General features: G+C 65.0%; 25 protein-coding genes. 8 read left to right on the top strand and 17 right to left on the bottom strand.

Annotation, left to right across the window (positions count from 1 at the left end):
* Position 1 precedes the first annotated feature (1 nt).
* A complete protein-coding gene (locus NG898_RS06655) occupies positions 2 to 1,486 on the top strand; it encodes an amidase (RefSeq protein WP_252691585.1) in 1,485 nt (494 codons plus the stop codon).
* On the opposite strand, the gene NG898_RS06650 is transcribed toward NG898_RS06655, so the two are convergent.
* Complete coding sequence (locus tag NG898_RS06650; protein WP_252691584.1) at positions 1,475 to 2,404, bottom strand: LysR substrate-binding domain-containing protein; 930 nt, start codon at positions 2,402 to 2,404, stop codon at positions 1,475 to 1,477. The genes NG898_RS06655 and NG898_RS06650 overlap by 12 nt on opposite strands.
* A 142-nt stretch (positions 2,405 to 2,546) precedes the next feature.
* Between NG898_RS06650 and NG898_RS06645 the strand changes: the two genes are divergently transcribed.
* Entirely contained in the window at positions 2,547 to 3,230 is a 684-nt protein-coding gene (locus NG898_RS06645) for an FMN-dependent NADH-azoreductase (protein WP_252691583.1), read from the top strand.
* Here the strand turns inward: NG898_RS06645 and NG898_RS06640 are convergent.
* From NG898_RS06640 to NG898_RS06615, 6 genes are read right to left on the bottom strand one after another with little or no spacing between them, the layout of a single operon-like run.
* Positions 3,227 to 4,075, bottom strand: a complete 849-nt coding sequence (locus NG898_RS06640; RefSeq protein WP_252691626.1) for a phosphodiesterase — start codon at positions 4,073 to 4,075, stop codon at positions 3,227 to 3,229. The genes NG898_RS06645 and NG898_RS06640 overlap by 4 nt on opposite strands.
* Positions 4,076 to 4,080: 5 nt before the next feature.
* Complete coding sequence (locus NG898_RS06635) at positions 4,081 to 5,142, bottom strand: ABC transporter ATP-binding protein (protein WP_252691582.1); 1,062 nt, start codon at positions 5,140 to 5,142, stop codon at positions 4,081 to 4,083.
* The gene (locus NG898_RS06630) at positions 5,142 to 5,936 is read right to left on the bottom strand and encodes an ABC transporter permease (protein ID WP_252691581.1); all 795 of its coding nucleotides are present in this window, start codon (positions 5,934 to 5,936) and stop codon (positions 5,142 to 5,144) included. Before NG898_RS06630 ends, NG898_RS06635 begins: the two co-directional genes overlap by 1 nt.
* A complete protein-coding gene (locus NG898_RS06625; RefSeq protein WP_252691580.1) occupies positions 5,933 to 6,784 on the bottom strand; it encodes an ABC transporter permease in 852 nt (283 codons plus the stop codon). The genes NG898_RS06630 and NG898_RS06625 overlap by 4 nt, the downstream gene beginning before the upstream one ends.
* A 2-nt stretch (positions 6,785 to 6,786) precedes the next feature.
* Positions 6,787 to 7,818 (bottom strand): ABC transporter substrate-binding protein, encoded by a 1,032-nt coding sequence (locus tag NG898_RS06620; protein ID WP_252691579.1) that lies wholly within the window; start codon positions 7,816 to 7,818, stop codon positions 6,787 to 6,789.
* On the bottom strand, positions 7,815 to 8,885 hold the full coding sequence (locus tag NG898_RS06615; protein WP_252691578.1) for a LacI family DNA-binding transcriptional regulator: 1,071 nt from the start codon (positions 8,883 to 8,885) through the stop codon (positions 7,815 to 7,817). The genes NG898_RS06620 and NG898_RS06615 overlap by 4 nt, the downstream gene beginning before the upstream one ends.
* 240 nt (positions 8,886 to 9,125) lie before the next feature.
* Between NG898_RS06615 and egtB the strand changes: the two genes are divergently transcribed.
* The gene (gene egtB / locus NG898_RS06610) at positions 9,126 to 10,424 is read left to right on the top strand and encodes an ergothioneine biosynthesis protein EgtB (protein WP_252691577.1); all 1,299 of its coding nucleotides are present in this window, start codon (positions 9,126 to 9,128) and stop codon (positions 10,422 to 10,424) included.
* Positions 10,425 to 10,476: 52 nt separating this feature from the next.
* On the opposite strand, the gene NG898_RS06605 is transcribed toward egtB, so the two are convergent.
* From NG898_RS06605 to mltG, 6 genes are all read right to left on the bottom strand, one after another.
* Positions 10,477 to 11,331 (bottom strand): ankyrin repeat domain-containing protein, encoded by an 855-nt coding sequence (locus NG898_RS06605; RefSeq protein WP_252691576.1) that lies wholly within the window; start codon positions 11,329 to 11,331, stop codon positions 10,477 to 10,479.
* Positions 11,315 to 12,118: a TatD family hydrolase gene (locus NG898_RS06600; RefSeq protein ID WP_252691575.1), complete on the bottom strand. Its 804-nt coding sequence runs from the start codon at positions 12,116 to 12,118 to the stop codon at positions 11,315 to 11,317. Before NG898_RS06600 ends, NG898_RS06605 begins: the two co-directional genes overlap by 17 nt.
* 52 nt (positions 12,119 to 12,170) lie before the next feature.
* Positions 12,171 to 12,590: a PilZ domain-containing protein gene (locus NG898_RS06595; RefSeq protein ID WP_024975666.1), complete on the bottom strand. Its 420-nt coding sequence runs from the start codon at positions 12,588 to 12,590 to the stop codon at positions 12,171 to 12,173.
* A 42-nt stretch (positions 12,591 to 12,632) separates the two neighbouring features.
* Positions 12,633 to 13,643, bottom strand: coding sequence for a DNA polymerase III subunit delta' (locus NG898_RS06590; RefSeq protein ID WP_252691574.1), 1,011 nt, complete (start codon positions 13,641 to 13,643; stop codon positions 12,633 to 12,635).
* Between the two features lie 81 nt (positions 13,644 to 13,724).
* Positions 13,725 to 14,342: a dTMP kinase gene (gene tmk / locus NG898_RS06585; protein ID WP_252691573.1), complete on the bottom strand. Its 618-nt coding sequence runs from the start codon at positions 14,340 to 14,342 to the stop codon at positions 13,725 to 13,727.
* Positions 14,339 to 15,337, bottom strand: a complete 999-nt coding sequence (gene mltG / locus NG898_RS06580; RefSeq protein WP_252691572.1) for an endolytic transglycosylase MltG — start codon at positions 15,335 to 15,337, stop codon at positions 14,339 to 14,341. The genes tmk and mltG overlap by 4 nt, the downstream gene beginning before the upstream one ends.
* A gap of 133 nt (positions 15,338 to 15,470) precedes the next feature.
* Here mltG and ygfZ point away from each other — a divergent pair, with 133 nt between their 5' ends.
* From ygfZ to NG898_RS06565, 3 genes are all read left to right on the top strand, one after another.
* Complete coding sequence (gene ygfZ, locus NG898_RS06575) at positions 15,471 to 16,511, top strand: CAF17-like 4Fe-4S cluster assembly/insertion protein YgfZ (protein WP_252691571.1); 1,041 nt, start codon at positions 15,471 to 15,473, stop codon at positions 16,509 to 16,511.
* Between the two features lie 14 nt (positions 16,512 to 16,525).
* Positions 16,526 to 16,816, top strand: a complete 291-nt coding sequence (locus NG898_RS06570; protein WP_045206335.1) for a DUF4936 family protein — start codon at positions 16,526 to 16,528, stop codon at positions 16,814 to 16,816.
* A gap of 128 nt (positions 16,817 to 16,944) precedes the next feature.
* On the top strand, positions 16,945 to 17,760 hold the full coding sequence (locus NG898_RS06565; RefSeq protein WP_092970337.1) for an NRDE family protein: 816 nt from the start codon (positions 16,945 to 16,947) through the stop codon (positions 17,758 to 17,760).
* Positions 17,761 to 17,772: 12 nt separating this feature from the next.
* Here the strand turns inward: NG898_RS06565 and NG898_RS06560 are convergent, their stop codons facing one another.
* On the bottom strand, positions 17,773 to 18,681 hold the full coding sequence (locus tag NG898_RS06560; protein WP_252691570.1) for a sterol desaturase family protein: 909 nt from the start codon (positions 18,679 to 18,681) through the stop codon (positions 17,773 to 17,775).
* A gap of 100 nt (positions 18,682 to 18,781) precedes the next feature.
* On the opposite strand from NG898_RS06560, the gene NG898_RS06555 reads away from it, so the two are divergent.
* On the top strand, positions 18,782 to 19,687 hold the full coding sequence (locus NG898_RS06555) for a LysR family transcriptional regulator (protein WP_252691569.1): 906 nt from the start codon (positions 18,782 to 18,784) through the stop codon (positions 19,685 to 19,687).
* Here the strand turns inward: NG898_RS06555 and NG898_RS06550 are convergent.
* The 3 genes from NG898_RS06550 to NG898_RS06540 are packed head-to-tail and all read right to left on the bottom strand — an operon-like array spanning position 19,677 to position 21,579.
* Positions 19,677 to 20,129, bottom strand: a complete 453-nt coding sequence (locus NG898_RS06550; protein WP_252691568.1) for a GNAT family N-acetyltransferase — start codon at positions 20,127 to 20,129, stop codon at positions 19,677 to 19,679. The genes NG898_RS06555 and NG898_RS06550 overlap by 11 nt on opposite strands.
* A gap of 9 nt (positions 20,130 to 20,138) precedes the next feature.
* Positions 20,139 to 20,576: an acyl-CoA thioesterase gene (locus NG898_RS06545; protein WP_252691567.1), complete on the bottom strand. Its 438-nt coding sequence runs from the start codon at positions 20,574 to 20,576 to the stop codon at positions 20,139 to 20,141.
* A 22-nt stretch (positions 20,577 to 20,598) separates the two neighbouring features.
* On the bottom strand, positions 20,599 to 21,579 hold the full coding sequence (locus NG898_RS06540; RefSeq protein WP_252691566.1) for an alpha/beta hydrolase: 981 nt from the start codon (positions 21,577 to 21,579) through the stop codon (positions 20,599 to 20,601).
* 109 nt (positions 21,580 to 21,688) lie between these two features.
* Here NG898_RS06540 and NG898_RS06535 point away from each other — a divergent pair, with 109 nt between their 5' ends.
* Positions 21,689 to 22,837, top strand: a complete 1,149-nt coding sequence (locus NG898_RS06535) for an iron-containing alcohol dehydrogenase (protein ID WP_252691565.1) — start codon at positions 21,689 to 21,691, stop codon at positions 22,835 to 22,837.
* The last annotated feature ends 1 nt before the right edge of the window (position 22,838 follow it).

Genomic DNA, 22,838 nt, shown 5'->3' with positions numbered 1-22,838 from the left:
AATGCAAGTGAATCCGAGCCACGCTGCAATACCTGCGGCCGCCAACGAAGAGATCGTGCAATGGAGCGCGATCGAACTGTCCCGGCGCATCCACGCGCGCGATGTGTCGTGCGTGGAAGTCATGGAAGCGTTCCTTGCGCAGATCGATCGTCATAACCCGACGGTGAACGCGGTCGTGGCCCGCATCGATGCCGAATCGGCCATCGACCAGGCACGCGAGCGCGATGTGCTGCTCTCGCAGGGCTTGTCCGGCGGCTGGATGCATGGCTTTCCGCAGGCGCCCAAGGACCTTGCAGCCACCGCAGGCATGGTGACGGCGATGGGCAGCCTCGCCATGGCGCGCAATGTGCCGACGCATGACAGCATCGTTGTCGAGCGCATTCGCCGGCAGGGCACCGTGCTGATCGGCAAGACCAATACGCCGGAGTTCGGGCTCGGTTCACATACCTACAACCGCGTGTACGGCACCACGTGCAACGCCTGGAACCCCGAGCGCTCGGCCGGCGGCAGCAGCGGTGGCACCGCCGCCGCGCTGGCGCTGAACATGCTGCCCGTGGCCGACGGCAGCGACATGATGGGCTCGCTGCGCAACCCCGCCGCCTGGAACAACATCTACGGCCTGCGTCCCAGCCTTGGTCGCGTGCCTTACGGACCGACCGGCGACGTGTTCTTCCAGCAACTGGGCACTGAAGGTCCGATGGCGCGCAATCCGCACGACCTCGCGTGGTTGCTCGCCACGCAGGCCGGCTACGACCCGCGAGCGCCGCTGTCGCTAAGTGACGATCCAGCGTGCTTCATGCAGCCGCTTCATCGTGATTTCCGGCAAGCGCGCATTGGCTGGCTGGGCGATTTCGGGGGCTACCTTGCCGTCGCCCCCGAAGTGCTGGCCGTCAACGAGCATGCGCTGGACACGTTCGACACGCTGGGTTGCCATGTCGACACCGTACGGCCTTTCTTCGCCATGGATGCGCTATGGGAATGCTGGTGCACGCTGCGCGCGCTAGGTGTGTCCGGCAACCTCGGCCTGCTGTACGCCAACGCCGCCACGCGCGATTTGCTCAAGCCCGAAGCGATCTGGGAAATCGAGCACGGACGCAGCCGCACCGCCATCGACATCAACCGCGCCATTGCCACGCGGGCGAGCTGGTACCAGGCGCTGCTGCGGCAGTTTGCGCACTACGATTTCCTCGTCCTGCCTTGCACGCAGGTTGCGCCCTTCGCTGCCGAAGAACACTGGCCCAAGACCGTCGCGGGCCGCGCGATGGACACGTATCACCGCTGGATGGAAGTCGTGATTGGCGCCACGCTGGCGGGCGTGCCGGCCGCGAGCCTGCCGTCCGGCTTGACCGCCGATGGCTTGCCGCTGGGCCTGCAGGTGATTGCGCCACCCCGGTCGGAATTTGCCTTGCTGCAGCTTGCAGCCGCGTGGCACGAAGCCTTTGCGCCGGCGCGTGAGGCCTCGCCGCTATTGCCGCTATTGGGCTGAGCGAAGCACACGCGCCGTGGTTTCCCGACACGCGCATAGCCAATCCCACACCGCGCGCACGGCAGCGTCTTCAAGCCGCGCAGATGGCGCCACGGCCCAGAAGGCATAGCGCTGAATGACGGGCGCTGCAAAAGGCTGGACGAGCGTGCCCGCCTCCAGCGCATCGCGCAACAGCGGCAGGTTCGCCAGGATCACGCCCTGCCCGGCCATTGCCGCCGACATGGCATGCCCGTCGTCGGACAGCACGATGCCTGCGTCCGTCTTCAGCGTGTGCTCGATACCCGCCGCGCGCGCCCACATCGGCCAGCCGATGGCCTGCGGCAGCGTGCGTTGCCATTCGGAGTGGATGAGCGGCACGCGCGTCAGATCGTCGTGCGACTGCACTTTCAGGCCCGGGTGGCAGACGGGCGCATAGGCGTCGTCAAAGAGCCGTTCGGTGACGAGCCCAATCCCCGTGGCCGGCGTCTCGCCATAGCGCACGGCAAGGTCTGCGCTGCCGCCATGCAAATCGACCACGGTGTCGGACGCATGAATGCGCAGATCCACCTCCGGATGCTGCGTCGCAAATTCCCCAAGTCGCGGCACCAGCCAGCGGGCAGCAAGCCCCATCGGTGCCGTGAGCGTCACGCGCTGACGCCCCGGTTGTGCCTGCGTGCCGCGAATGGAATCGATGGCCTGGGCAAACGCGTCAAAGCCGGTATTGAGCACCGGGTACAGCTGCTCGCCGGCAGCTGACAGGCGCAGCGCACGCACGTGGCGTTCGAACAGCACCACGCCCAGCGCATCTTCCAGGCGGCGGATCTGATGGCTGACAGCCGTGGGCGTGACCGACAGCTCGTCGGCAGCGCGCTTCATGCTGAGGTGACGCGCGGTGGCTTCAAAGGCGCGCAGCGCGCTCAGGGGTGGCAGTTTTCGCATGCGCGGGATTGTGTCACGGGCGCTTTTCCCGCGTGGGCGGCATGAATGAATCCATGTCAGCCATCGCGCGCAAAACATGTCGTTTGTCGCGGTGCTGCGCGGTTCGTAGAGTGGGCACACCTCCACTCATCAACGATTCAACATGACCCGCCTTCTGCATCTCGATTCAAGCGCCCGGCCGGGCAGCTCCGAGACTTCACGCCATGGCTCGCACACGCGCCGGCTCTCTGCGCGCTTCGTGCAGCGCTGGCTTGAGCATGCGCCCGATACGCAGGTCGTCTATTGCGACATCGGCGCCGAACCGCCGTCGCCCGTGGACGGCGGCTGGGTGCACGCCGCGTTCACGCCGCCCGCGCAGCGCGAACCGTGGATGCACGACCGCCTTGCGCAAAGCGATGCGCTGATCGACGAGTTGCTTGCCGCCGACGTGATCGTGGCCGGCGTGCCGATGTACAACTTCGGCATGCCCGCGCAGTTCAAGGCGTATATCGACAATGTCGTGCGCGTGGGCCGCACGTTCGGCTTCAACCGCAGCCGCCCAGACGAGCCCTATTGGCCGCTGCTGGCCGGCATGAACAAGCGCCTCGTCATCCTCAGCGCGCGCGGCGATTTCGGCTACGGCCCCGGCCAGCGCATTGCGCACCTGAACCACGTCGAGGCCAGCGTCGCCACGGCATTCGGCTACATCGGCGTCACCGATGTGGCATCCGTCGCGATCGAATACGACGAATTTGCCGACGAGCGGTTACGCGCGTCCATCGCATCGGCTGAAAGCGAAGTTGATGCACTGGTCGCGCGTATGGCCGCCGCCGTGGAAGCGGTCTAGTCGATCAGCCGGCCGTCCGGCTCAAAAAACGGATGCGGGCCATCGAATTGCCCCACGTAGGCGAGGTGGCTCACCAAGCCTTGCCCCGGCACCCATGCGTGCACCTTGTACGCGGGCGGCTCCATGACAAAGCCGGGCGCCGCGTCCGGGTCGAGGTCCAGCGCCACCTGGTGCGCGGGCGATGGGCATGTCGATGCGACAGTGCCCGCAAAGCGCACGTCAATGGAGCGATGCAGATGCCCGCAGATGATGCGCTCGACGTTGCCGGCGGCACGCACGATCTGCGCGAAAGCCGGGATGTCTTCGGACGCGAGCGATTGCACGTCCATGTGGCCGATGCCCGTGGCGAACGGCGGGTGATGCATCGCGATGACGGTCGGGCGTTGCGTTTCATGCGCCAGCGCCTCGGCCAGCCAATCCAGGCGCTGCAGGCCCAGGCGGCCGCCCGGATGGCCGGCGTCCAGCGTGTCGATCACGATCAGGCGAACGTCGCCAATGTCGGTCCAGTACTGGAAGGCGTTCGTGTCCTGCGCGCTAGCTGGAATGGGCGCGAGCCAATCGGCAAAGGCTTCGCGCGCCGCGTCACGGCCATCGTGGTTGCCGAGCACCGGCAGCATGCGGATGCCAGCTGCATCGAGCGGCGCCAGCACCGCGCGCAGGTGCGCATATTCCTCGGCCGCGCCGGCGTCGACCAGATCGCCGGTCAGGACGATGGCATCCGGTTTCTCCGGCTGCGCCAGGATATGCGCCACGCAGCGTGCCAAATAGGCCGCCGAATCCACGCGCCGATACGCCAGTCGCCCCGGGCGCTTGATATGAAGATCGGTGAGTTGAAGGAAATGCATCGGCATCAGGCTTGCAAGGTCAGGAGACGGTCTGCCGGGATATCGAAGCCGACCGCATGGCCCGGCGCAAAGTGCTGGCGGCCGGGCACGTCGATGAACAGCGGCGTGGCTGACACGCCCGCCACGCGCACGCGGGTGCGGAAACCGAGAAATACCGCCGATTCGACCGTGCCCTTCAGCGCCGCCTGGGCCGGGTCGGCCAACACAGCATCTTCCGGGCGGAAGAAGATCGCATTGCCGTCGCCGGCCGGCACGCGCACGCGGCCGCCCGCGCAGACGAATGCGCCATCCTGCCGCGTGCCGTCAAGCCGGTTCATGATCCCGATGAAATCCGCCACGTGCCGGTTTGCCGGCTGGAAGTAGATTTCGCGCGGCGTGCCGATCTGCGCAATGCGACCGGCTTCCATGACGACAATGCGATCCGCCAGCGCCATCGCCTCTTCCTGATCGTGCGTCACGTAGATGGTCGTGATGCCAAGGCTGCGCAGCAGGCGGTCCATCTCTGCGCGCACGGATTCGCGCAGCTTGGCATCGAGCGCCGTGAGCGGTTCATCAAGCAGCAGCACCCGCGGCTCGGGCGCCAGCGCGCGCGCCAGTGCCACACGTTGGCGCTGCCCGCCGGAGAGTTGATCCACACCGCGGTCTGCATACGGCGTGAGGTGCATCATCTCCAGCAGCGTGTTCGCCCGCGCGCTGATCTGCGTGTCAGACAAGCCGTTGTGCCGGCGCTGGATGCGCAGGCCGTATTCCACATTGCCGCGCACGCTGAGGTTGGGGAACAGCGCGTAGCTCTGGAACACCATGCCGACGCGGCGGCGCTCAATCGGGCGCGCGGTGACGTCTTCGTCGCCAAAGTGCACGGTGCCGCCGGCATCCGGCGCCTCCAGCCCCGCGACGATGCGCAGCGTGGTGGTCTTGCCGCAGCCCGAGGGGCCGAGCAGCACGACGGTCTCGCCGGCGGCGATGTCGAGGTCCATCGACTCCAGCACGCGTTGGCCGCCGAAGTGTTTGCCGCAGCCACGCAGCCGGATCGGCACGGGCGCGAGATGTAGAGGTTCGGTACTCATCAGGAAGCCTTTCCGTTGTTCACTCGCAGGCCGCCAAAGCGCTGCATCAGCACCAGCAGCGGCACGATCATGACGAAGAAAATCAGCGTGTAGGCGCTGGCAATCTCCAGGCGCATCGACGCATAGGTATCGGCCAGGCCGACCGGCAGGGTCTTGGTTTCGGGCGTGTGCAGCATCCAGGTCAGGTTGAATTCGCCTACCGAGAGCGTCACCACCATCAACGCGCCGGCCAGAATGCCGGGCTGCACGTTTGGCAGCACAATCGTGCGAAAGCGCTGCCAGAACGACGCGCCCAGGCTGGCAGCACCCTCTTCCAGCGTCTTCAGGTTCTGACCCGCAGCCACGGCTGCGACCGAGCGCACCATGAACGGCAGCGTGAACACCACATGGCCGACGACGATGAACCACAAGCTCTCGCGAAAGCCACCAAAGCCGCCGTACGCCACGATCAGCCCGAGCGCAGTCGCCAGGCCCGGCAGCGCCACGGGCAGTGTCAGGAACTCTTCGATCAGGCGGCTCGTGCGGCTCTGGCGGCGCGCCAGCACATAGCCCGCCGGCACGCCCGCCGCGAGCACGATCACCAGCGTGCACAGCGCCACCAGCAGCGACATCCAGATCGACGTCTGATACATGTCCCACACCTGGGCGACCCAATCCAGCGTCCAGCCACTCTTGAACCCGCGGATGTAGTTGCGTGTCAGGCCCACGGCCATCGACAGCACGACCGGGACGATCAGAAAGAGGCAGAGCAGCAGCGTGATGATCCACTGCGCAGCAGACAAGGCTCGTTTCATGCCGCCGCCCCTGCTTGTCCGCCAGCCGCCGTACGCGCAATCGCCAGCACCAGCCACGTCACCACGCCCAGCACAACAGACAGCGCTGCCGCCATGGCAATCCCGGCGTTGAGCGTGAACTCGGTATAGATCGTCATCGGCAAGACGTCGATATCGGTGGCGAGCGTGAAGGCGGTGCCAAACGCGCCCATCGACGTGGCAAAACAGATCGCCCCCGAGGCGATAAGCGCGGGCGCCAGCCCCGGCACGAGCACATCGCGCGTGACCTGCCACGACGATGCGCCCAGCGAGCGCGCCGCTTCTTCTAGTGAGCGATCGAGTTTTTCCGCCGCTGCCATGACCGTCAGCACCACGCGCGGAATCGAGAAATACAGGTAGCCGAGAAACAACCCACCGATGGAATAGGCGAAGACCCATTTCTCGCCGATGAGCTTGTGCGTGACGTCGCCCAGCAGGCCTTGGCGGCCCGCCAGCAGAATCACCATGAAGCCGACCACCACGCCTGGAAACGCCAGCGGAAACGTCAGCATGGCGGTAATCATCCGTTTGCCCGGAACGTTGTGACGCACCAGGAACAGCCCGGCGATGGTCGAGAGGACGAGCGTCGCCAGCGTGACCGCCGCCGACAGCACCACCGTCGAGAACAAGCTGCCCAGATAGCGCGACGTGGTCAGCGCGGCCGTGTATGTGGCGATCAGGCCATCGCTGCCGCTCACACGCAGCAGCGCCGCCATCGGCAGCAGCCAGAACGCGCAGAACAGCGCGACGGCGGGCGCCAGCAACGCCACCCGCCACCGAGCGGGCAACACCGCATCGTCGGGCAAGGTGGATCGGGTGACGGTGCTCATGCTCAGCGGACCTCGTTCAGGTAGCGCGTGCCAAATGCCTGCTGGCCGGCTGCCATCTTGTTGAAGTCGACCGTCTTGGCGCGGGCATATTCGCTGGCCGGCAGGAAGCGCGAAGCGGCCTCCTTGCTCATGGCGTTGGTGCGCACGGGGCGCAGGTAGGCGTTGGCCCACAGCGTCTGGCCTTCGTCCGACAGCACGAAATCCAGCACCTTCTTGGCGTTCTCGGCATGCGGCGCGCCAGCGGTCAGGCTCATCACGTACGGCACGGCAATCGTGCCTTCCTGCGGGATCACGAATTCCACGTTCGCGTGGTCCTTGTACTTGGCGCGGTAGGCGTTGAAGTCGTAGTCGAGCAGGATGGGGATTTCACCGGCTACGACGCGCGCGTAGGCGGTTTGCTTCGGCACGATCGGCGCGTTCTTCTTCAACTGCTTGAACCACTCGATGGCCGGGCTGAAGTTGTCGAGTGTGCCGCCCAGGGCCTGGTTGACCGCCACGGCGCCCACGTAGCCGACGAAGGCGCTGCTCGGGTCCAGGTAGCCGACCATGCCCTTGTATTCGGGCTTGAGCAGGTCTTTCCACGAGCGCGGCACGGGCTTGCCTTCCAGCGCGTCCTTGTTGACGAAGAAGCCCAGCGTGCCGGAGTGGATCGAGAAGAATGCGCCGTCCGGGTCCTTCATGCCGGCCGGAATGTCTTCCCAATGCTTGGGCTTGTAGCTGGCGACCAGGCCCTTTTCCTTGGCTTGGTAGGCGGACGTGATGCCCAGGTAGGCCACGTCAGCCACGGGGTGCGACTTCTCGGCCAGCATCTGCGCGATGGCCTGGCCGGAGTTCTTGTTGTCGAACGGCACGGTAATGCCGGTCTTGTCCTTGATGGCCTTGATCTGGCTGGCCCAGTCGGCCCATTCGGGCGGGCAGTTGTAGCAGATGGCGACTTGCTGGCCGGCCGGTTGTGCCTGCACCGGCGCAGCCACGGCGAACGCGCCGGCAGCCACGAGGCCGCACGCGCGCAGCCATTGAACGAGACGTTTCATCGAGACGCTCCTTGCGTATCAGACGTGAGGGAAGAAACAACGGAGAGAGACGCTTCCGCCGGCGCACGGGCCAGCGTGCCGCCCGCCAGCAAGCGGTGCGGCAACGTAATCGAGGGCACCACCTCGCCGGCGATGCGGCGGGCCAGCGCCGTGGCCGCGTCGGCGCCGATCCGGCGGTGCGGCTGCGCCACGGTGGCCAGCGTGGGCGAAAGCCACTGCCCCATCGCCAGGCCATCAAAGCCGACCACACTCACGTCTTCGGGCACGCGCAGGCCCATCTCGCGCAGCGAGCGGATGGTGAGCAGCGCAAGGCGGTCGTTGCTGCAGAAAATGGCGGTCGGCCGTGGCGGCGCCAGCAGGTGGGCCAGCTCGGCGGGCAGCATGGCATCGGCATTGAAATCAATTTCGACGGGCAGCTGCGGCGCAATGTCGGCCGCTTCCAGCGCTTCGCGGTAGCCGTCGTGGCGCAGCGCCGCACGGTCCGACGCTGCCAGCGTGCCAGTGAGCATGCGGATCTGACAGTGCCCCTGCGCGAGCAAAGCGCGAATGGCGTCGCGCGCCGCGGCTCGGTTGTCGACGGTGATGCAGCAGCGGGCAGGAATGCGCGCCTGGCCGACCGTGTCGTTGTAGACCAGCACGTAAGGCACGTGCTCGGCGTCAAGGCGATCGAGATGCGGATTGGCAGCGGCATCGCCCACGGTCAGGATCAGGCCGTCGACGCGCTGCTCGAGCATGGTCTCGATGGCGCGGGCTTCACGCTCGCGGTCGTAGGCGGTGGTCATGAGCATCACGCGCTGCCCTGTAATGGACGCGGCTTCCTCGATGCCCTGCATGCATTCGGCAAACACGGGGTTGGCCAGCGATGGCAGCACCACGCCCAGCAAGCCCGTGCGCTCGGCGCGCAGTTGGCGGCCCAGCGCGTTCGGGCGATAGTGCAGCGCATCCATGGCGGCCTGCACCCGGGCCAGCGTCGAGGCACTCACCCGCTCCGGCGTATTGACCGCTCGCGACACCGTGGCAATCGAAATGCCGGCATGCGTCGCCACGTCTTTGATGCTGCTGCCCACTGCTGGCCCCTGGAATTTGTAAACGTTTACATCCTAGGTGTGCGCAGTGACTATTTCATGACAATCGATGCTGCAGTGCAGGCGTCGCCGCAATGCAGCATCGCCAGTGTTGTGCATGGCAAAGTTACAAAGCTCGCATATGCTTCTTACGAAAATGCGCAACCGACGTGCGCCAATGCGCCCGCAACGGCATGGCCCAGTTGCTGCTGTGCTGTTCTCGCTGCCTGCCCTGGAGACCCCATGCGCGTATCGCCCGTTTTTGATGTGCCGACCACCGCCCTGCCCGCGCTGACGCAGCATTACGGCGTAGTCCGTGCCCAATCCCTGGCCTTGGCCGCGCCGCTGTCCGACGCCGACGCCACGGTCCAATCCATGGACGACGCCAGCCCCGCCAAATGGCATCTGGCCCATACGACGTGGTTTTTCGAAGAGTTCATCCTGGGCCCGAACGTACCGGGCTATCGTTCGCCGGATGCGCGCTACCGCTACCTGTTCAATTCGTACTACGAGACCGTGGGCGCGCGGCACCCGCGCCCGCGCCGAGGCATGCTCACCCGCCCGACGCTCGACGAGGTGCGCGCCTATCGCGCCCATGTCGATATGGCCATGCAGCGTTTGCTGGCCGACGGCGTATCCGATGACCTCGCCCGCCTGGTGACACTCGGCCTGCACCACGAGCAGCAGCATCAGGAGTTGCTGCTGACCGATCTGCTCCACCTGTTTGCGCAGAACCCGCTATGCCCGGCCTATGCCGAAGCGCCCGCACCACGCGTGCATGCGGCCCCAGCGCAACCGGGTTGGGTCGGCTTCCAAGGCGGCGCCGTGCAGATCGGCAGAACTGAGTCCGATACCGAGTTCATGTTCGATTGCGAAGGTCCGCGCCACACGGTCTGGCTGGAGCCCTATGCATTGGCCACGCATCCTGTGACCAACCGCGAGTGGCTCGCCTTCATGCAGGACGGCGGTTATCGGCAGCCCACCCTGTGGCTGTCCGACGGCTGGGCATGGGTGCAGCGCGAAGGCATTGACACCCCGCTCTACTGGCGCACCGGCACGGACGAGGCAGAAGGTTGGCAGCAGATGTCGCTGCACGGCCTGCAGCCGGTGGATCTGGATGCGCCCGTCACGCACGTCAGCTTTTATGAGGTCGACGCCTACGCCCGCTGGGCAGGCGCCCGCCTCCCGACTGAAGCCGAATGGGAGCACGCCGCAGAAGGCCTGCCCGTGCAAGGCAACTTCGCCGGACGGGGCGCGCTACGTCCGTTGCCCGACCACGGCATCGCCGAGGCCGGCAGCCTGCGTCAACTGTTCGGTGATGTGTGGGAATGGACCGCCAGCCCTTATGGCCCCTACCCGGGCTTTAAGCCGGCCGAAGGGGCCGTGGGCGAATACAACGGCAAGTTCATGTGCAGCCAGATGGTGCTGCGCGGCGGATCATGTGTGTCGCCCGAGGGGCATCTGCGGGCGACGTATCGCAACTTCTTCTATCCGCACCAGCGGTGGCAGTTCACCGGGGTGCGGCTGGCGCGGCGGGCGTGATGAGCATCACATCCGGCACTGCGGCACCATTGGCGCGCCGTTCGGGCCGCGTCTAGCGGTTGCTGTCAAACAGCAAATTGGTTGGGGTGCCGATCGTATCCTGGCCAGCCGGGCTGGGGGCCGTTGCATCCCGTTTGGCTGCCGGCATCGGCGTAGGCGCATCCGGCGCGCTTGCCTTGGCGGGCTGAGGGACAGCCGCCGGGGGTGCCGCCACCGGAGCAGGCTTGCCCGCCTGTTCCGCCAGCTTGCGCCGGCGTGACTCCAGCCCCGCTGCAATTTCATCCTGGTGATACCGCTTGGCGAAGTCGATCACGTCCATCTTCTGCTGGTTGCGCAGGTTCATGTCGGCGCCTTCATCCAGCAGCAGCTTGACGGTCGTGATGTGCCCGCCCATGGCTGCCATCATCAGCGGCGTGGTCGCGTTGGGGCTTTCTGCATCGATATAGGCCGCGTGATCCAGCAGATATTTGACGATGTCGTCGTATCCGTTGGTGGCGGCGTAATGCAGCGCGGTCCAGCCGGTCTTGTTGACCTCCACGTCGTACGTTTCCACCATCAGCTTCACCATGGGCAGCAGGCCCTGGTAGGCGGCCATCATCAGCGCGTTTTCGCCGGCGGCGTTGGTGCGCTCGAAATCGATGTTCTTGGCGCGAATGAGCGCCTCGGCCACCTCGAGGTTCTTGTCCTTCAGCGCATCCACCAGCAGCGGCGTGCCATCGCGCGTCTTCAGGTTTGGGTCGATGCCCTGCGCAATGTACTTTTGCACCAGCGCCGGGCGGTTGTACTCGACGGCGTTGCGAAGATCGTCCTGCGGCGTGGCGAGTGCAGCACCCGACAACGCCATCGTCAACGCGCCAGCCAATGCGACTTTGTTCATTGTTTGCTTCAAGTTATCGCGGTATCGCATTGAATAGATTGAAGAAGTTATCGGTGGTAACGCCAGCGATTCGCTCCAGCGGTTCGCCACGCAGCGTCGCCAGGAATTCGCCCACGTGGCGCACATACGCCGGCTCGTTCGTCTTGCCGCGGAACGGCACCGGCGCCAAGTACGGCGAGTCGGTTTCGATCAGCATGCGGTCCAGCGGCACCTTCTTGGCAGTTTCCTGCAAGTCCACCGCGTTCTTGAACGTCACGATGCCCGAGAAGGAGATATAGAAACCCAGGTCCAGCGCGGCCTTGGCCACGTCCCAGGTCTCAGTAAAGCAATGCATGACGCCGCCTGCGGCCTCGGCGCCCTCTTCGCGCATGATGGCCAGAGTGTCCTCAGCCGAGGAGCGAGTGTGGATCACCAGCGGCTTCCCGGTCTGCTTCGACGCGCGAATATGCGTGCGAAAGCGATCGCGCTGCCATTCCATGTCGGCCACGGTACGGTCGCCCAGGCGGTAATAGTCGAGCCCGGTCTCGCCGATGCCGACCACGCGCGGGTGATCAGCGAGCGTCAGCAGACGCTCAAGCGTGGGCTCTTCAATGGATCTGCCTTCTTCAACGTCCGCTTCGGCATCGGGGTGCACGCCCACGGTGGCGTACACGTTCGGCTCCTGCTCGGCGATCTCGAGCACGCTCGGGAAATCTTCCAGCGTGACGGAAATGCACAGCGCGTGGGTGACACGGTTTTCCCGCATGCGTGTCAGCAGCTCGGGCAGGCGCGCGCGCAAGTCGGGGAAATTGATGTGGCAGTGGGAATCGACAAACATCGAATAATCAGAGAGTTACGGCGCAAACTTGATGCGCCGTATCAGGAAGAAATCAGAGGGTTTGTGTCGGGCGCTGCGAGTTGATCTGCTTGCCGAGCAGCTCCTCGATCACGCGACGCAGCACACGGCACTGCTCGTCTTCGCCAAGATGCACGCCAATGCCCGGGGTCTTGGCGGGGGTGCCCACCGGGGTGATCCAGGCCACCTTGCCAGCCACCTGATACTTCTGCGGGCGATCCAGCAGCGACAGCACGAGGAAAACCTCCTCGCCAATCCGATAAGGACGCTGCGTGGGCACGAAGATACCGCCGTTCTTCAGGAACGGCATATATGCGGCATGCAGGCCGGCTTCATCCTTGATGGCTAGCGAGACGATGCCCGGGCGGGTCGGCGCGCCCGGAGCCGTGCCGGCCGCAGTGGGCGTGCCAGGGGTGACAGGAGTGCCGGGCGTACGAAGAGGTGCAGTGCTCACAGGGTGTCCAGAGAGTGCAAACGTTCAGGTGCGGGTTCGGGTTCAGGCAGTCGGAAAGAGCTGCCGGTAATCCAGCAAAAGGCTCTCGATGACGAGCCTTGCCGCCAGCGGATGCTGCTCGGTGCGGCGCCGTTGTGGCAAGGCACGCGCGAAACGTTCCAGGCGATCCAGCGGGATGGTGTTTGCGCAACGTTGCAACGCATCGCGCTGCGCCGGAAAGTAGCGCGGACGCCCCGCCAGCCGCGCCGCCATCAGGTCAAAGACCCACCGGTGCATGGTACTGAGAACGGCCGGGACCGACAATTTTTGTAAATGATCAGCCGTGGCCAGCGCGTCCAGCTTCGCGCCCTGGGCAAGCTGTTCGAGCAAAAATTGCAGTAGCGGGCGGTCCTCGGACTCGGCGGCCGCCAGCGCGGCCAGCGGCGCATTGCCGAACTCCGCCAGCAGGCTTTGCGCATGGGGCACGCCTTGTTGCTCCAGCCACTGGCGCGCAGCCTCGGGCTGCGGCGGCTGCAGCGGAAACTGTCTGCAGCGCGACAGGATGGTCGGCAGGATACGGTCGATTCGATCCGTCACCAGCAGGAACACGGTGTTCTGCGGCGGCTCCTCCAGCGTCTTGAGCAGCGCGTTGGCGCCCTCAGTCTGCAACGCGTCGAGCGGATACAGCACGACCACCCGCAACCCGGCCCGGTGCGTACCGACCCCCACGCCTTCGATCAGGTTACGGACCTGCTCCATGCGGATGATTTTGCTCGGCGCCTTTTTCTTGCCGTCGGCGTCTTTCTCCGTCTCGGGCGCGTCTTCCATCGCTTCAGGGCGCACGAGGTGGAAATCCGGATGATTGCCCTGCGCAAACCAGTTGCAGGCCGCGCACGTACCGCAGGGTTGGCCGTCTGCGATGGGCGTATCGCACAACAGGCCTTGCGCGAAATGCATGGCGAAATCGCGTTTGCCGGTGCCGGCCTGGCCGTTGAGCAGGATCGCGTGCGGCAACTTGGCCCGCATGGCTTGCAGGCGGGTCCAGTCAGCGGATTGCCAGGGATAAAGCATCATGAATCAATGGGTTGCGTCAGATTATTGATGCAAAAACTAGTCGTGAAACCATTATTTCCGTATCCGAAATTGCCTGCAAAATCAGAGCGTTGCAAGCAGATTCTCTAAGTCTTTCTGGATATCGGTTCGCTCCCGGTTGGCATTGAGCACGACAAATCGATCCGGCTCGGCTGCCGCGCGGCGCAGGTATTCGGCACGCGTGCGCAGGAAGAACTGCGCGGACTCGGCTTCGAACTTGTCTGGCGTCCGGGCATCGGCCAAGCGCGCGGCGGCAATCTCGGGGGCAAGATCGAACAGGATGGTCTTGGTCGGCTGCAGGCCCTGCTGCACCCAGCGCTCCAACGCCTCCAGCCGGTCGATCGCCAAGCCCCTGCCCCCGCCCTGATAAGCGAACGTGGCATCGGTGAAACGGTCGGAAACGACCCAGTCGCCAGCGTCAAGCGCGGGCTGAATCACCTCGGCGATGTGCTCGCGGCGGCCGGCAAACATCAGCAATGCTTCAGTTTCCAGGTGCATGCGCTCGTGCAGCAGCACTTCGCGCAGTCGCTCACCCAGCGGCGTGCCGCCCGGCTCACGGGTGACAACCAACTTTTTGCCCTGGGGAGCGAGCTTCGCCCGCAGCTGCTGGGCAAACCACGCGAGGTGCGTGCTCTTGCCCGCGCCGTCGATCCCTTCGAATGTAATGAACTTGCCGGTCATGGTTGGCCGCGCTGATATTTGTTGACGGCCCGGTTGTGGTCCGTCAGGTTGGTCGAAAACTGGCTGCTGCCGTCGCCGCGCGCCACGAAATACAGCGCATCCGACGGTGCCGGGTTCAGCGCCGCCTGCAGCGACGCCATGCCCGGCAGCGCGATCGGCGTGGGCGGCAGGCCGGTCCGCGTGTAGGTGTTGTACGGCGTGTCGGTCTGCAAGTCGCGCTTGCGCAAATTGCCGTCAAAGCTGGCACCAAGGCCATAGATGACTGTCGGATCGGTCTGCAGCAGCATGTTCTTTCGCAGCCGGTTGACGAACACGGCGGCAATCATCGAGCGCTCCAGCTTCTGGCCGGTCTCCTTCTCGATGATGGAAGCCATGGTCAGCGCTTCGTACGGCGTCTTGTAGGGCAGGTCCAGCGAGCGTTTCGCCCAGGCGTCATTCAGGCGCTTCTGCATCGCCTGGTAGGCGTGGCGGTATAGCTCCACATCGCTGCTGCCGCGCGCAAAAAGGTAGGTATCGGGAAAGAACAGGCCTTCCGGATTGGTTTCGGGCGCGCCAATCTTGCGCATCAGGTCTGCGTCGGACACGCCGGCCGTGTCGTGCTTGAGCGCAGGCTCTGCATCAACCACCGCCCGCATCTGCCGCATCGACCAGCCCTCGATGACGGTGACGACGTAATGCGTCACCTCGCCACGCGCCATCTTGTCGAGAATGGACATAGGCGTCGCGCCGGTTTCCAGCGCATAACCCCCGGCTTTGAGGCTCTTGGCGTTGCCCGTGGCGCGCGCCAGCACCGAAAACAACTGCGGCTGCACGCCGACGCCAGCATTGGCTAGCTGCTTGCCGACCGAGATCACGCTCGAGTTCGGTTTGATCACCACCTCCAGCGGCGAGGCCGACAGGCTCACCGGTTGCTGGGCCCACCACACCACACCGCCTGCTGCTGCCAGCACAATCAGGATCGCCAGCAGGATCAAGCGTTTGAGAAAAGAGAACATTCTGTTGTGAATCTGCGTGCGGAGCCGGCTGACCCCGGCGATTTCCGCACTCTTGAAATGGATAGATAGGGCACAAGCTGCCCGTTAGACAGCCCAATATAATACCGGTCAATCTAAGGCGGCCCCGCACACCATGAACGATGTCTTCCACGATTTTGTCGATACGCTGAGCTTTCCCCCGCTCGACGTGCAATTTGACGCCGCCACGCGCGGCAGCGTGCTCTGCGCACCGACCGATCTTGCGCGCATCGCCGTCGAAGGCGCCGATGCGGCCGAGTTCCTGCATAACCAGCTCACCAACGCCGTTACAGGCCTTGGTTTGAACCAAGCGCGCCTGGCCGGCTATTGCTCGCCCAAGGGACGGCTGCTTGCCACGCTGCTGGTGTGGCGTCAGGCCGATACGATCGTGCTGCAGACAGACAAGGCGATCGCTCCGGCGTTGACCAAGCGCCTGTCGATGTTCGTGCTGCGCGCCAAGGCCAAGCTGCGCCCGATGGATGAGTTCATCGCCATCGGCGTCGCCGGGCCGGATGCGGCGGAAGCGCTGCGCGAGGCCGGTGCCGTGCTGCCTGAACCGGACGCCGTCAACGCGGTGGCGCAGCAGCCCGCCACGGTGGGCCAGCAGTTCGGCGCGGTTGTCCGCCTGCCGGATGCTGACGGACGCCCCCGCTATCAGTGGATGGTCCATGCCGAGCACTTCCAGGACGCCTGGAAGACGCTGTCGTCGCGCCTGTCGCTGGTGGGCACCGAAGTGTGGGATTGGCTGAGCCTGCAAGCAGGTGTTCCGCACATCACCCTGTCCACGCAAGAACAGTTCGTCCCGCAGATGGTCAACCTGGAGCTGCTGGGCGGCGTCGATTTCCGCAAGGGCTGCTACCCGGGGCAGGAAATCGTGGCGCGCAGCCAGTATCGCGGCACGCTCAAGCGGCGCATGCAGCGTGCGCACGTGAATGCCCCCACGTCGGCCGGAGCCGAGGTCTACAGCGCAACCGATCCGAACCAACCTTGTGGCATGGTGGTCAACGCAGCCATGGCGCCGGATGGCGGCACCGATTTGCTGGTCGAGCTGAAGCTGGACGCGCTCGACACCGTCATCCACCTGGCCACGCCGGACGGGCCGGTGCTGACGTTGCAAAACCTGCCGTACGTCATTCCCGTTTCAGAAAACGCCTGACACCGGACTCCATCATGGCCGACCACCTGTTCGTCTACTTCCGCATCGCCGAGCATGACGCCGCCGCTGCGCTACCGCGGTGGCAACGTTGGCTCGATACCGTGGAAGAAGCGACGGGCGTGGCGGGCGCGTTGATGCGCCGTCCGGAAACACGCGACGGCCAGGCCACGTGGATGGAGTCCTACAACGATGTCCCGCCCGCATTTGCTGCCACGCTGGCGGCCCTGTGGGAAACCGGCGGCCCGCGTGAATTCGTCGCGGGTGAACGCCACGCAGAGCTGTTTGTCGATCTAGAAAACAGCTGACGGCGCCCTGCCGCAATCGGCATCGCAAAAATTCGGCAGGCTGCTATGCTTGGCCGAAGCCCGCGCAACACAGGTCGTCACATTGGCCATTGGCCGTTCGTTGCGCGGCATGTTCAAAGGAAGTGCTCATGTGTTTGATTCTCACGGCCTGGCACGCCCACCCCGACTACGCACTGGTGGTGGCCGCCAACCGGGACGAATTCTATGACCGCCCTGCCGCGCCGCTTGCGTGGTGGAGCGACGCGCCCAATGTGCTGGCCGGGCGTGACATGGCCCAGGTGGTCGGTCACGCGGGTACGTGGATGGGCATGACGCGCGACGGCCGTTTTGCCGCGCTGACGAATTACCGCGCGCCGTCCGAGCGCCGGCCCGATGCGCGCTCGCGCGGGGAACTCGTCTCGAATTTCCTGACGGCGGACGATATGTCGGTGCCCGCCTATCTCGATAGCCTCACCGCTCGCGACCGTGCATACAACGGCTACAACCTGCTGACCGCCACACGCGACGAACTCTGGTGGACGAGCAACCGCGCCGAAGCGCCGCGCAAGCTCGCGCCCGGCCTGTACGGACTGTCCAACGCATTGCTCGATACGCCGTGGTTCAAGGTGCGGCATCGCATGGCCGCCTTTGCCGAGGCCCTGGCCGCAGACACGGGCCGGCACGGCAATGCGCTGGATGTGGCGCGCTATCTCGATCTGCTGTCGGAAACGCGTGAAGCGCCGACCGCCTCCCTACCCGCCACGGGCGTGGCGCCGGAGTGGGAGAAGCTGCTTTCTGCCGCTTTCATCCGCTCGCCGCGCTATGGCACGCGCGCCAGCACGATCGTGCGTATCCGTCACGACGGCTGCTTTGACGTGACCGAGCGCCGCTTCGACGCGGAAGGCCAGATTGGTGAGACGCGCTACCTCGGCGTGCTCGATACCGTCACGCACGCCGATACGTAGGCGGCGCGCTGCTCAGGCTGCTTCCTGCTTGGCGCTCGCGGCCTGATCCTTTGCTATTTCCATTTCGGTGACGGCGGCGCCGCCCGGGCGCAATGCCGAATGTTCGCGCTTGGACCGCACCAGCGGGTAGAACATCTGCGCCGTCCAGGGTTCGGCGCCGAACAGCACGTCATCCTGCAAGCCAATCTTTGCGGGATATTTGCGCGTGATATGCGCCGTGCCAAACAGCACATCCCAGAAAAACAGCAGGTTGCCGAAATTGCCCTTGTAGTGACCGATGCCATCGGCGTTGGTGAGCGCGTGATGCGCCCAGTGCGTGGCGGGCGTGGAAATCGTCCGCTCGACCACCCACATCAACGGGCGCAGCGCGCGGATGCGATACAGCGGTGCATCCCACGGCCAGGCGCAATGCGCGCCAACAATGACGGCCAGCTTGACGACCAGATACGCCGCATAGACGGGCCCAAAGCCCAGATACACGGCCACACCGCCGATCCACAGTCCCGGCATCATCAGGTAGTAGAAAAAGTTGTTGCGGTACGTAATGCGCACGCTCATGTACGACGCGCTGTGATGCGCGCGGTGCAACGGCCAAAGCAGCGGCGTGTGCGAAGCACGGTGCCAGAGGTATTGCGTGAGGTCGTCGCCGATGAGCAGCAGCCCAGTCATCGCCCACCAAGGCAGATCCGCCCACGCGTTGTGCTGCGCCGGAATGAGCCACTTGCACAGGGCGTTGCTTCCCAAAAGCGCGATCGGCTGGGTGACGGCGACGAGGCTGATGAACATCAGCACCTCGAGCCAGGCATCGTTGGCGGTTGCGCGGCCGCGCACGTTGGCGTGGTAGCGCCGCGTCACGAACTCCATGGTGCCAAATCCCAGGATGCAAGCGACGATCAGCGCGTGCTCCATGTGCGAACTCATTGGTGTCTCCTCGCTTTTGTTGTGCAGACAAGCCTAGGAGTGCACCACCAATGCGTCCAATGCATAATGAACATCCGTTTAATGCATAGAACGCAACGCCATGGATTTGCGCCGTCTGAGTCACGTCGTCGCCCTTGCCGATACGCTGCACTTCGCGCGTGCCGCGCAAGCGGTGCATCTGAGCCAGCCTGCATTCAGCCGGAGCATCCGCGCGGTTGAAGACGATCTCGGCATCCGCCTGTTCGATCGCGAAACCGGCGACGTGCGTCCCACACCGGCCGGCGAATTCGTCATCGAACGCGCGCGGCGCCTGCTGTTCGAGGCGCGCTGCCTGCAACGCGACGTTGATCTGTATCGCGACAGCCAACTTGGCGACACGGCCTTCGGTGTCGGCCCGCTGCTGACGGCGACGCTCATGCCCCAGGCACTGCAGGAATTGCGGCAGCAGCATCCCCAAGTCGCACTGCGCATGGAGGTCGGCAATTGGGTGCAACTGCTGGAGAGCCTGCGCAGCGAGAACATCGAGTTCTTCGCCGCCGATGTGCGCGACATGCCGAAAGACGCCGCGCTCGATATCCAACCGATCGGCGGCCAGCCCCCTCACCTTTACGTACGGGCCGGCCACCCCCTTGCAGCGCGCACGCACACGCTGCGTGAAGTCTGGGAATACGGTATTGCCGTGCCGAAACTCCTGAGCCCGTCAAAGGTGGAGCTGGCGATGCTGCTTGGCCTGCCGGCAGGTCAGGAGGCCAGCATCGCGCTGGAGTGCGACAACTACGGCGTATTGAAGACGGTGGCGCTCACGACGGACACCGTGCTCGGTGCCACGGATGCAGCCGTGCGGGAGGAATTGGAAACCGGCGCGCTGATGCGGCTGGCGGTGAAGGGTTGGTTATCGCCGCCATCCACGACGGGGATTGTGCGGCTGCACGGCAGAACCGCGTCGCCGGCAGCGCAGGTGGCCATCGCAGCCATTGCGAGGGCCGCCCAGGATATCAACGTGTAAGCACGCGGCGCATGGTCCGGTGCGGAATGCCGGCCTCCTCAAACTCCTCCCCCTCGGCCGTAAAGCCCGCGCGCACGTAGAACGGCATGGCGTGCGTTTGCGCGTTCAGGATCAGCTCGGGGTAGCCCAGCGACTGCGCCTTGTCGATCAAGGCTTCCAGCACACGCGCGCCAACGCCCGTGCCGCGCGCCTCCTTGCGCACCGCCATCCGGCCGATATGGCCATCGGGCAGCAGGCGGCCGGTGGCGACGGCACGCCCAGCCGTGTCGTGTGCAAGCGCATGCCAGCAGCGGTCATCCCACTCGTCCCATTCCAGTTCAACAGGCACACCTTGTTCGGTGACGAACACGTCGTAGCGGATGGCGCGGGCTTCTTCGCGCACGGCGTCCCAGCGGTCGACTTCAACACCAGCAAGCGGGTGGACAGATTCAGGGGCAGTCATGCTCGGTTCTCACACTTCAGGCTTCAGAACTTCAAAGTTAAGGATGCGTTCGCGCAGCGTATCGGGAATCGGCGCGGAGGTCTGCGTGGCAGGGTCTGCACACACGTAGATGACTTCGCCGGTGACGAGATGCTCGTCTGCGCGATACATCTCGATGATAAAGCGCATGCTGGAGCGGCCCAGACGCGCCACACGGCAGCGCAGGTCCAGCTCATTGTCAAAGCGCGCGGAGGCATGATATTCGAGCGTGGATTTGACCACGTAGAAATCCACGCCAAAGGTGTCGACCACATCCACCGGATACCGCACGCCGATGCTGCGCCAGTATTCGGTGATGCAGACATCGGCGTACAGCAGGTAGTGGCCGTTGAAGACGATGCTCTGCGCATCGACTTCGGCCCAGCGCACGCGCAGGGGCGTGCTGTGGCGGAAATCCTCGATCGCCATGCGGTCTCCTTTTGTGCTTTCGTCAGGGGGATTCGGTCTCGGTGCCGAAGGCGCGGCGTAGCGCGTTGGCGGCGTCGCGGTGCGCGTCTTCGACGGCCGGCACGAAGCGCCCGATCTTGAAGAAGTCGTGAATCATGCCTTCGTACAGTTTCAGCTCGACCGGCACCTCCGCTGCGCGCAGCTTGTTGGCGTAGCCGATGCCCGCATCGCGGATCGGGTCGAAGCCCGCCACGGCAATCCACGCGGGGCACACGCCAGTGACGTCCGCGCCGTGGCCACCGGCATCGAGCGGGGCGAAACGCCAGTCGTCGCGATCAGCGTCGCTGCGCAGGTATTGCGAGAAGAACCAGTGAATCATCTCCTGCGTGAGCAAATAGCCCTCCGCAAACTCGCGGTGCGACGGTGTGGATTCACGCGCGGTGGTGCCGGGGTAGATCAGCAGTTGCAGCACCGGCGCCAGGCCGCGATTGCGTGCCTCAATGGCACTCACAGCAGCCAGCGTACCGCCCGCGCTGTCGCCGCCGAAAGCGATGCGTGCCGGGTCGGCGCCGATGGTGGCGGCTTCATCGAACACCCATTGCAGCACGTCGAATGCGTCGTTCGCTGCGGTCGGAAACTTCCAGTCCGGCCCAAGCCGGTAATCCACCGACAACACCATCGCGCCCGATTTGGCCGCCAGCGACCGGCAAAGCTGGTCGTGCGTCTTGATGCTGCCCACGGTAAAACCGCCGCCGTGGAAATACACCAGTAATGGCAATGGATCTGCCCAGCTGGCTTCGCGCGCCGCGTATGTGCGAATGGGAATGACATAGCCATCGCGCGCCGTTACCGTCAGGTCGTGCACGGCTTCCAGCGGGATGGCCGGGATGTCGACAATGGGACTGCTCTTTTCGTAGGCGATCTTGGCGTCGGCTGGATCAAGTGCATTCAACGGCGGACGCTTGGCACGCGCAACCAGATCGAGTAACTGGGCAACGTGCGAGTCGAGAGACGGGTGCTGCATGAGGGCGAGAACTGAACGATCGTTCTAATTTGGCTATCATCGGAGTATCCATTGAACCACGCCCGCACGGCAAGACGGGCGACGCCGACAATCACCATCCGGAGACAACATGGCCCTCATCTTCTACCTCACCCACGTCCACCTTGGTTTTGGCACCGTCAACGAACTGAAAAGCGAATGCGCACGCGTCGGCATCCGCCGGCCGATGATCGTGACCGACAAGGGCGTGGCTGCCGCCGGTCTTGCACAGCGGGCGATTGACGCCACGGGCGGCCTGCCCCTCACCGTGTTCGACGAGACGCCTTCCAACCCGACCGAGGCGATGGTGCTCAAGGCCACCGCGCAATACAAAGACGCCGGTTGCGACGGGCTGATCGCCATCGGCGGTGGTTCGTCGATCGATTTGGCCAAGGGGATTGCGATTGCGGCAACGCACCCGGAGCCGCTGACCACCTTCGCGACCATCGAGGGCGGCAGCACGAAGATCACCGAAGCGGCGGCGCCGTTGATTGCGATCCCCACCACGGCCGGCACGGGCAGCGAGGTGGCACGTGGCGCGATCATCATTCTGGAAGACGGCCGCAAGCTCGGTTTCCACTCGTGGCACCTGCTGCCCAAGTCAGCCATCTGCGACGCGGAACTGACGCTGGGTCTGCCGCCTGCGTTGACGGCCGCCACCGGCATGGACGCGGTCGCGCATTGCATCGAGACCTTCCTCGCGCCGGCGTTCAACCCGCCTGCGGACGGCATTGCGCTGGATGGCCTCGAGCGTGCGTGGGCCAACATCGAGCGCGCCACGCGCGATGGCGCTGACCGCGATGCGCGGCTGAACATGATGAGCGCATCGATGCAGGGCGCGATGGCGTTTCAGAAGGGGCTGGGGTGCGTGCATTCGTTGTCGCACCCGCTCGGCGGCGTCAAAGTCGATGGCAAAACGGGGCTGCATCACGGCACGCTGAATGCGGTGGTGTTGCCGGCCGTGCTGCGCTTCAACGAAACGGCCGAGACGGTGGTGCGCGACAACCGCTACGCCCGCATGCGCCGCGTGATGAACCTGCCGGCGGGCGCTGACCTCGCCCAGGCCGTGCACGACCTGACGGCACGCCTCGGCCTGCCAACGGGCCTGCGCCAGATGGGCGTGCCGGAAGATGCGTTGGAACACGTGGTGGAAGGCGCCCTGCTCGACCATTGCCACAAGACCAACCCGCGCATTGCCACGGCGGATGACTACCGCCACATGCTGGCAGAGTCGATGTAAC

Origin of the sequence: Ralstonia mojiangensis, from assembly GCF_023955645.1 — a bacterium.
GTDB classification, from domain to species: Bacteria; Pseudomonadota; Gammaproteobacteria; order Burkholderiales; family Burkholderiaceae; genus Ralstonia; species Ralstonia mojiangensis.
This window is presented reverse-complemented; position numbering and strand designations above follow the sequence as displayed.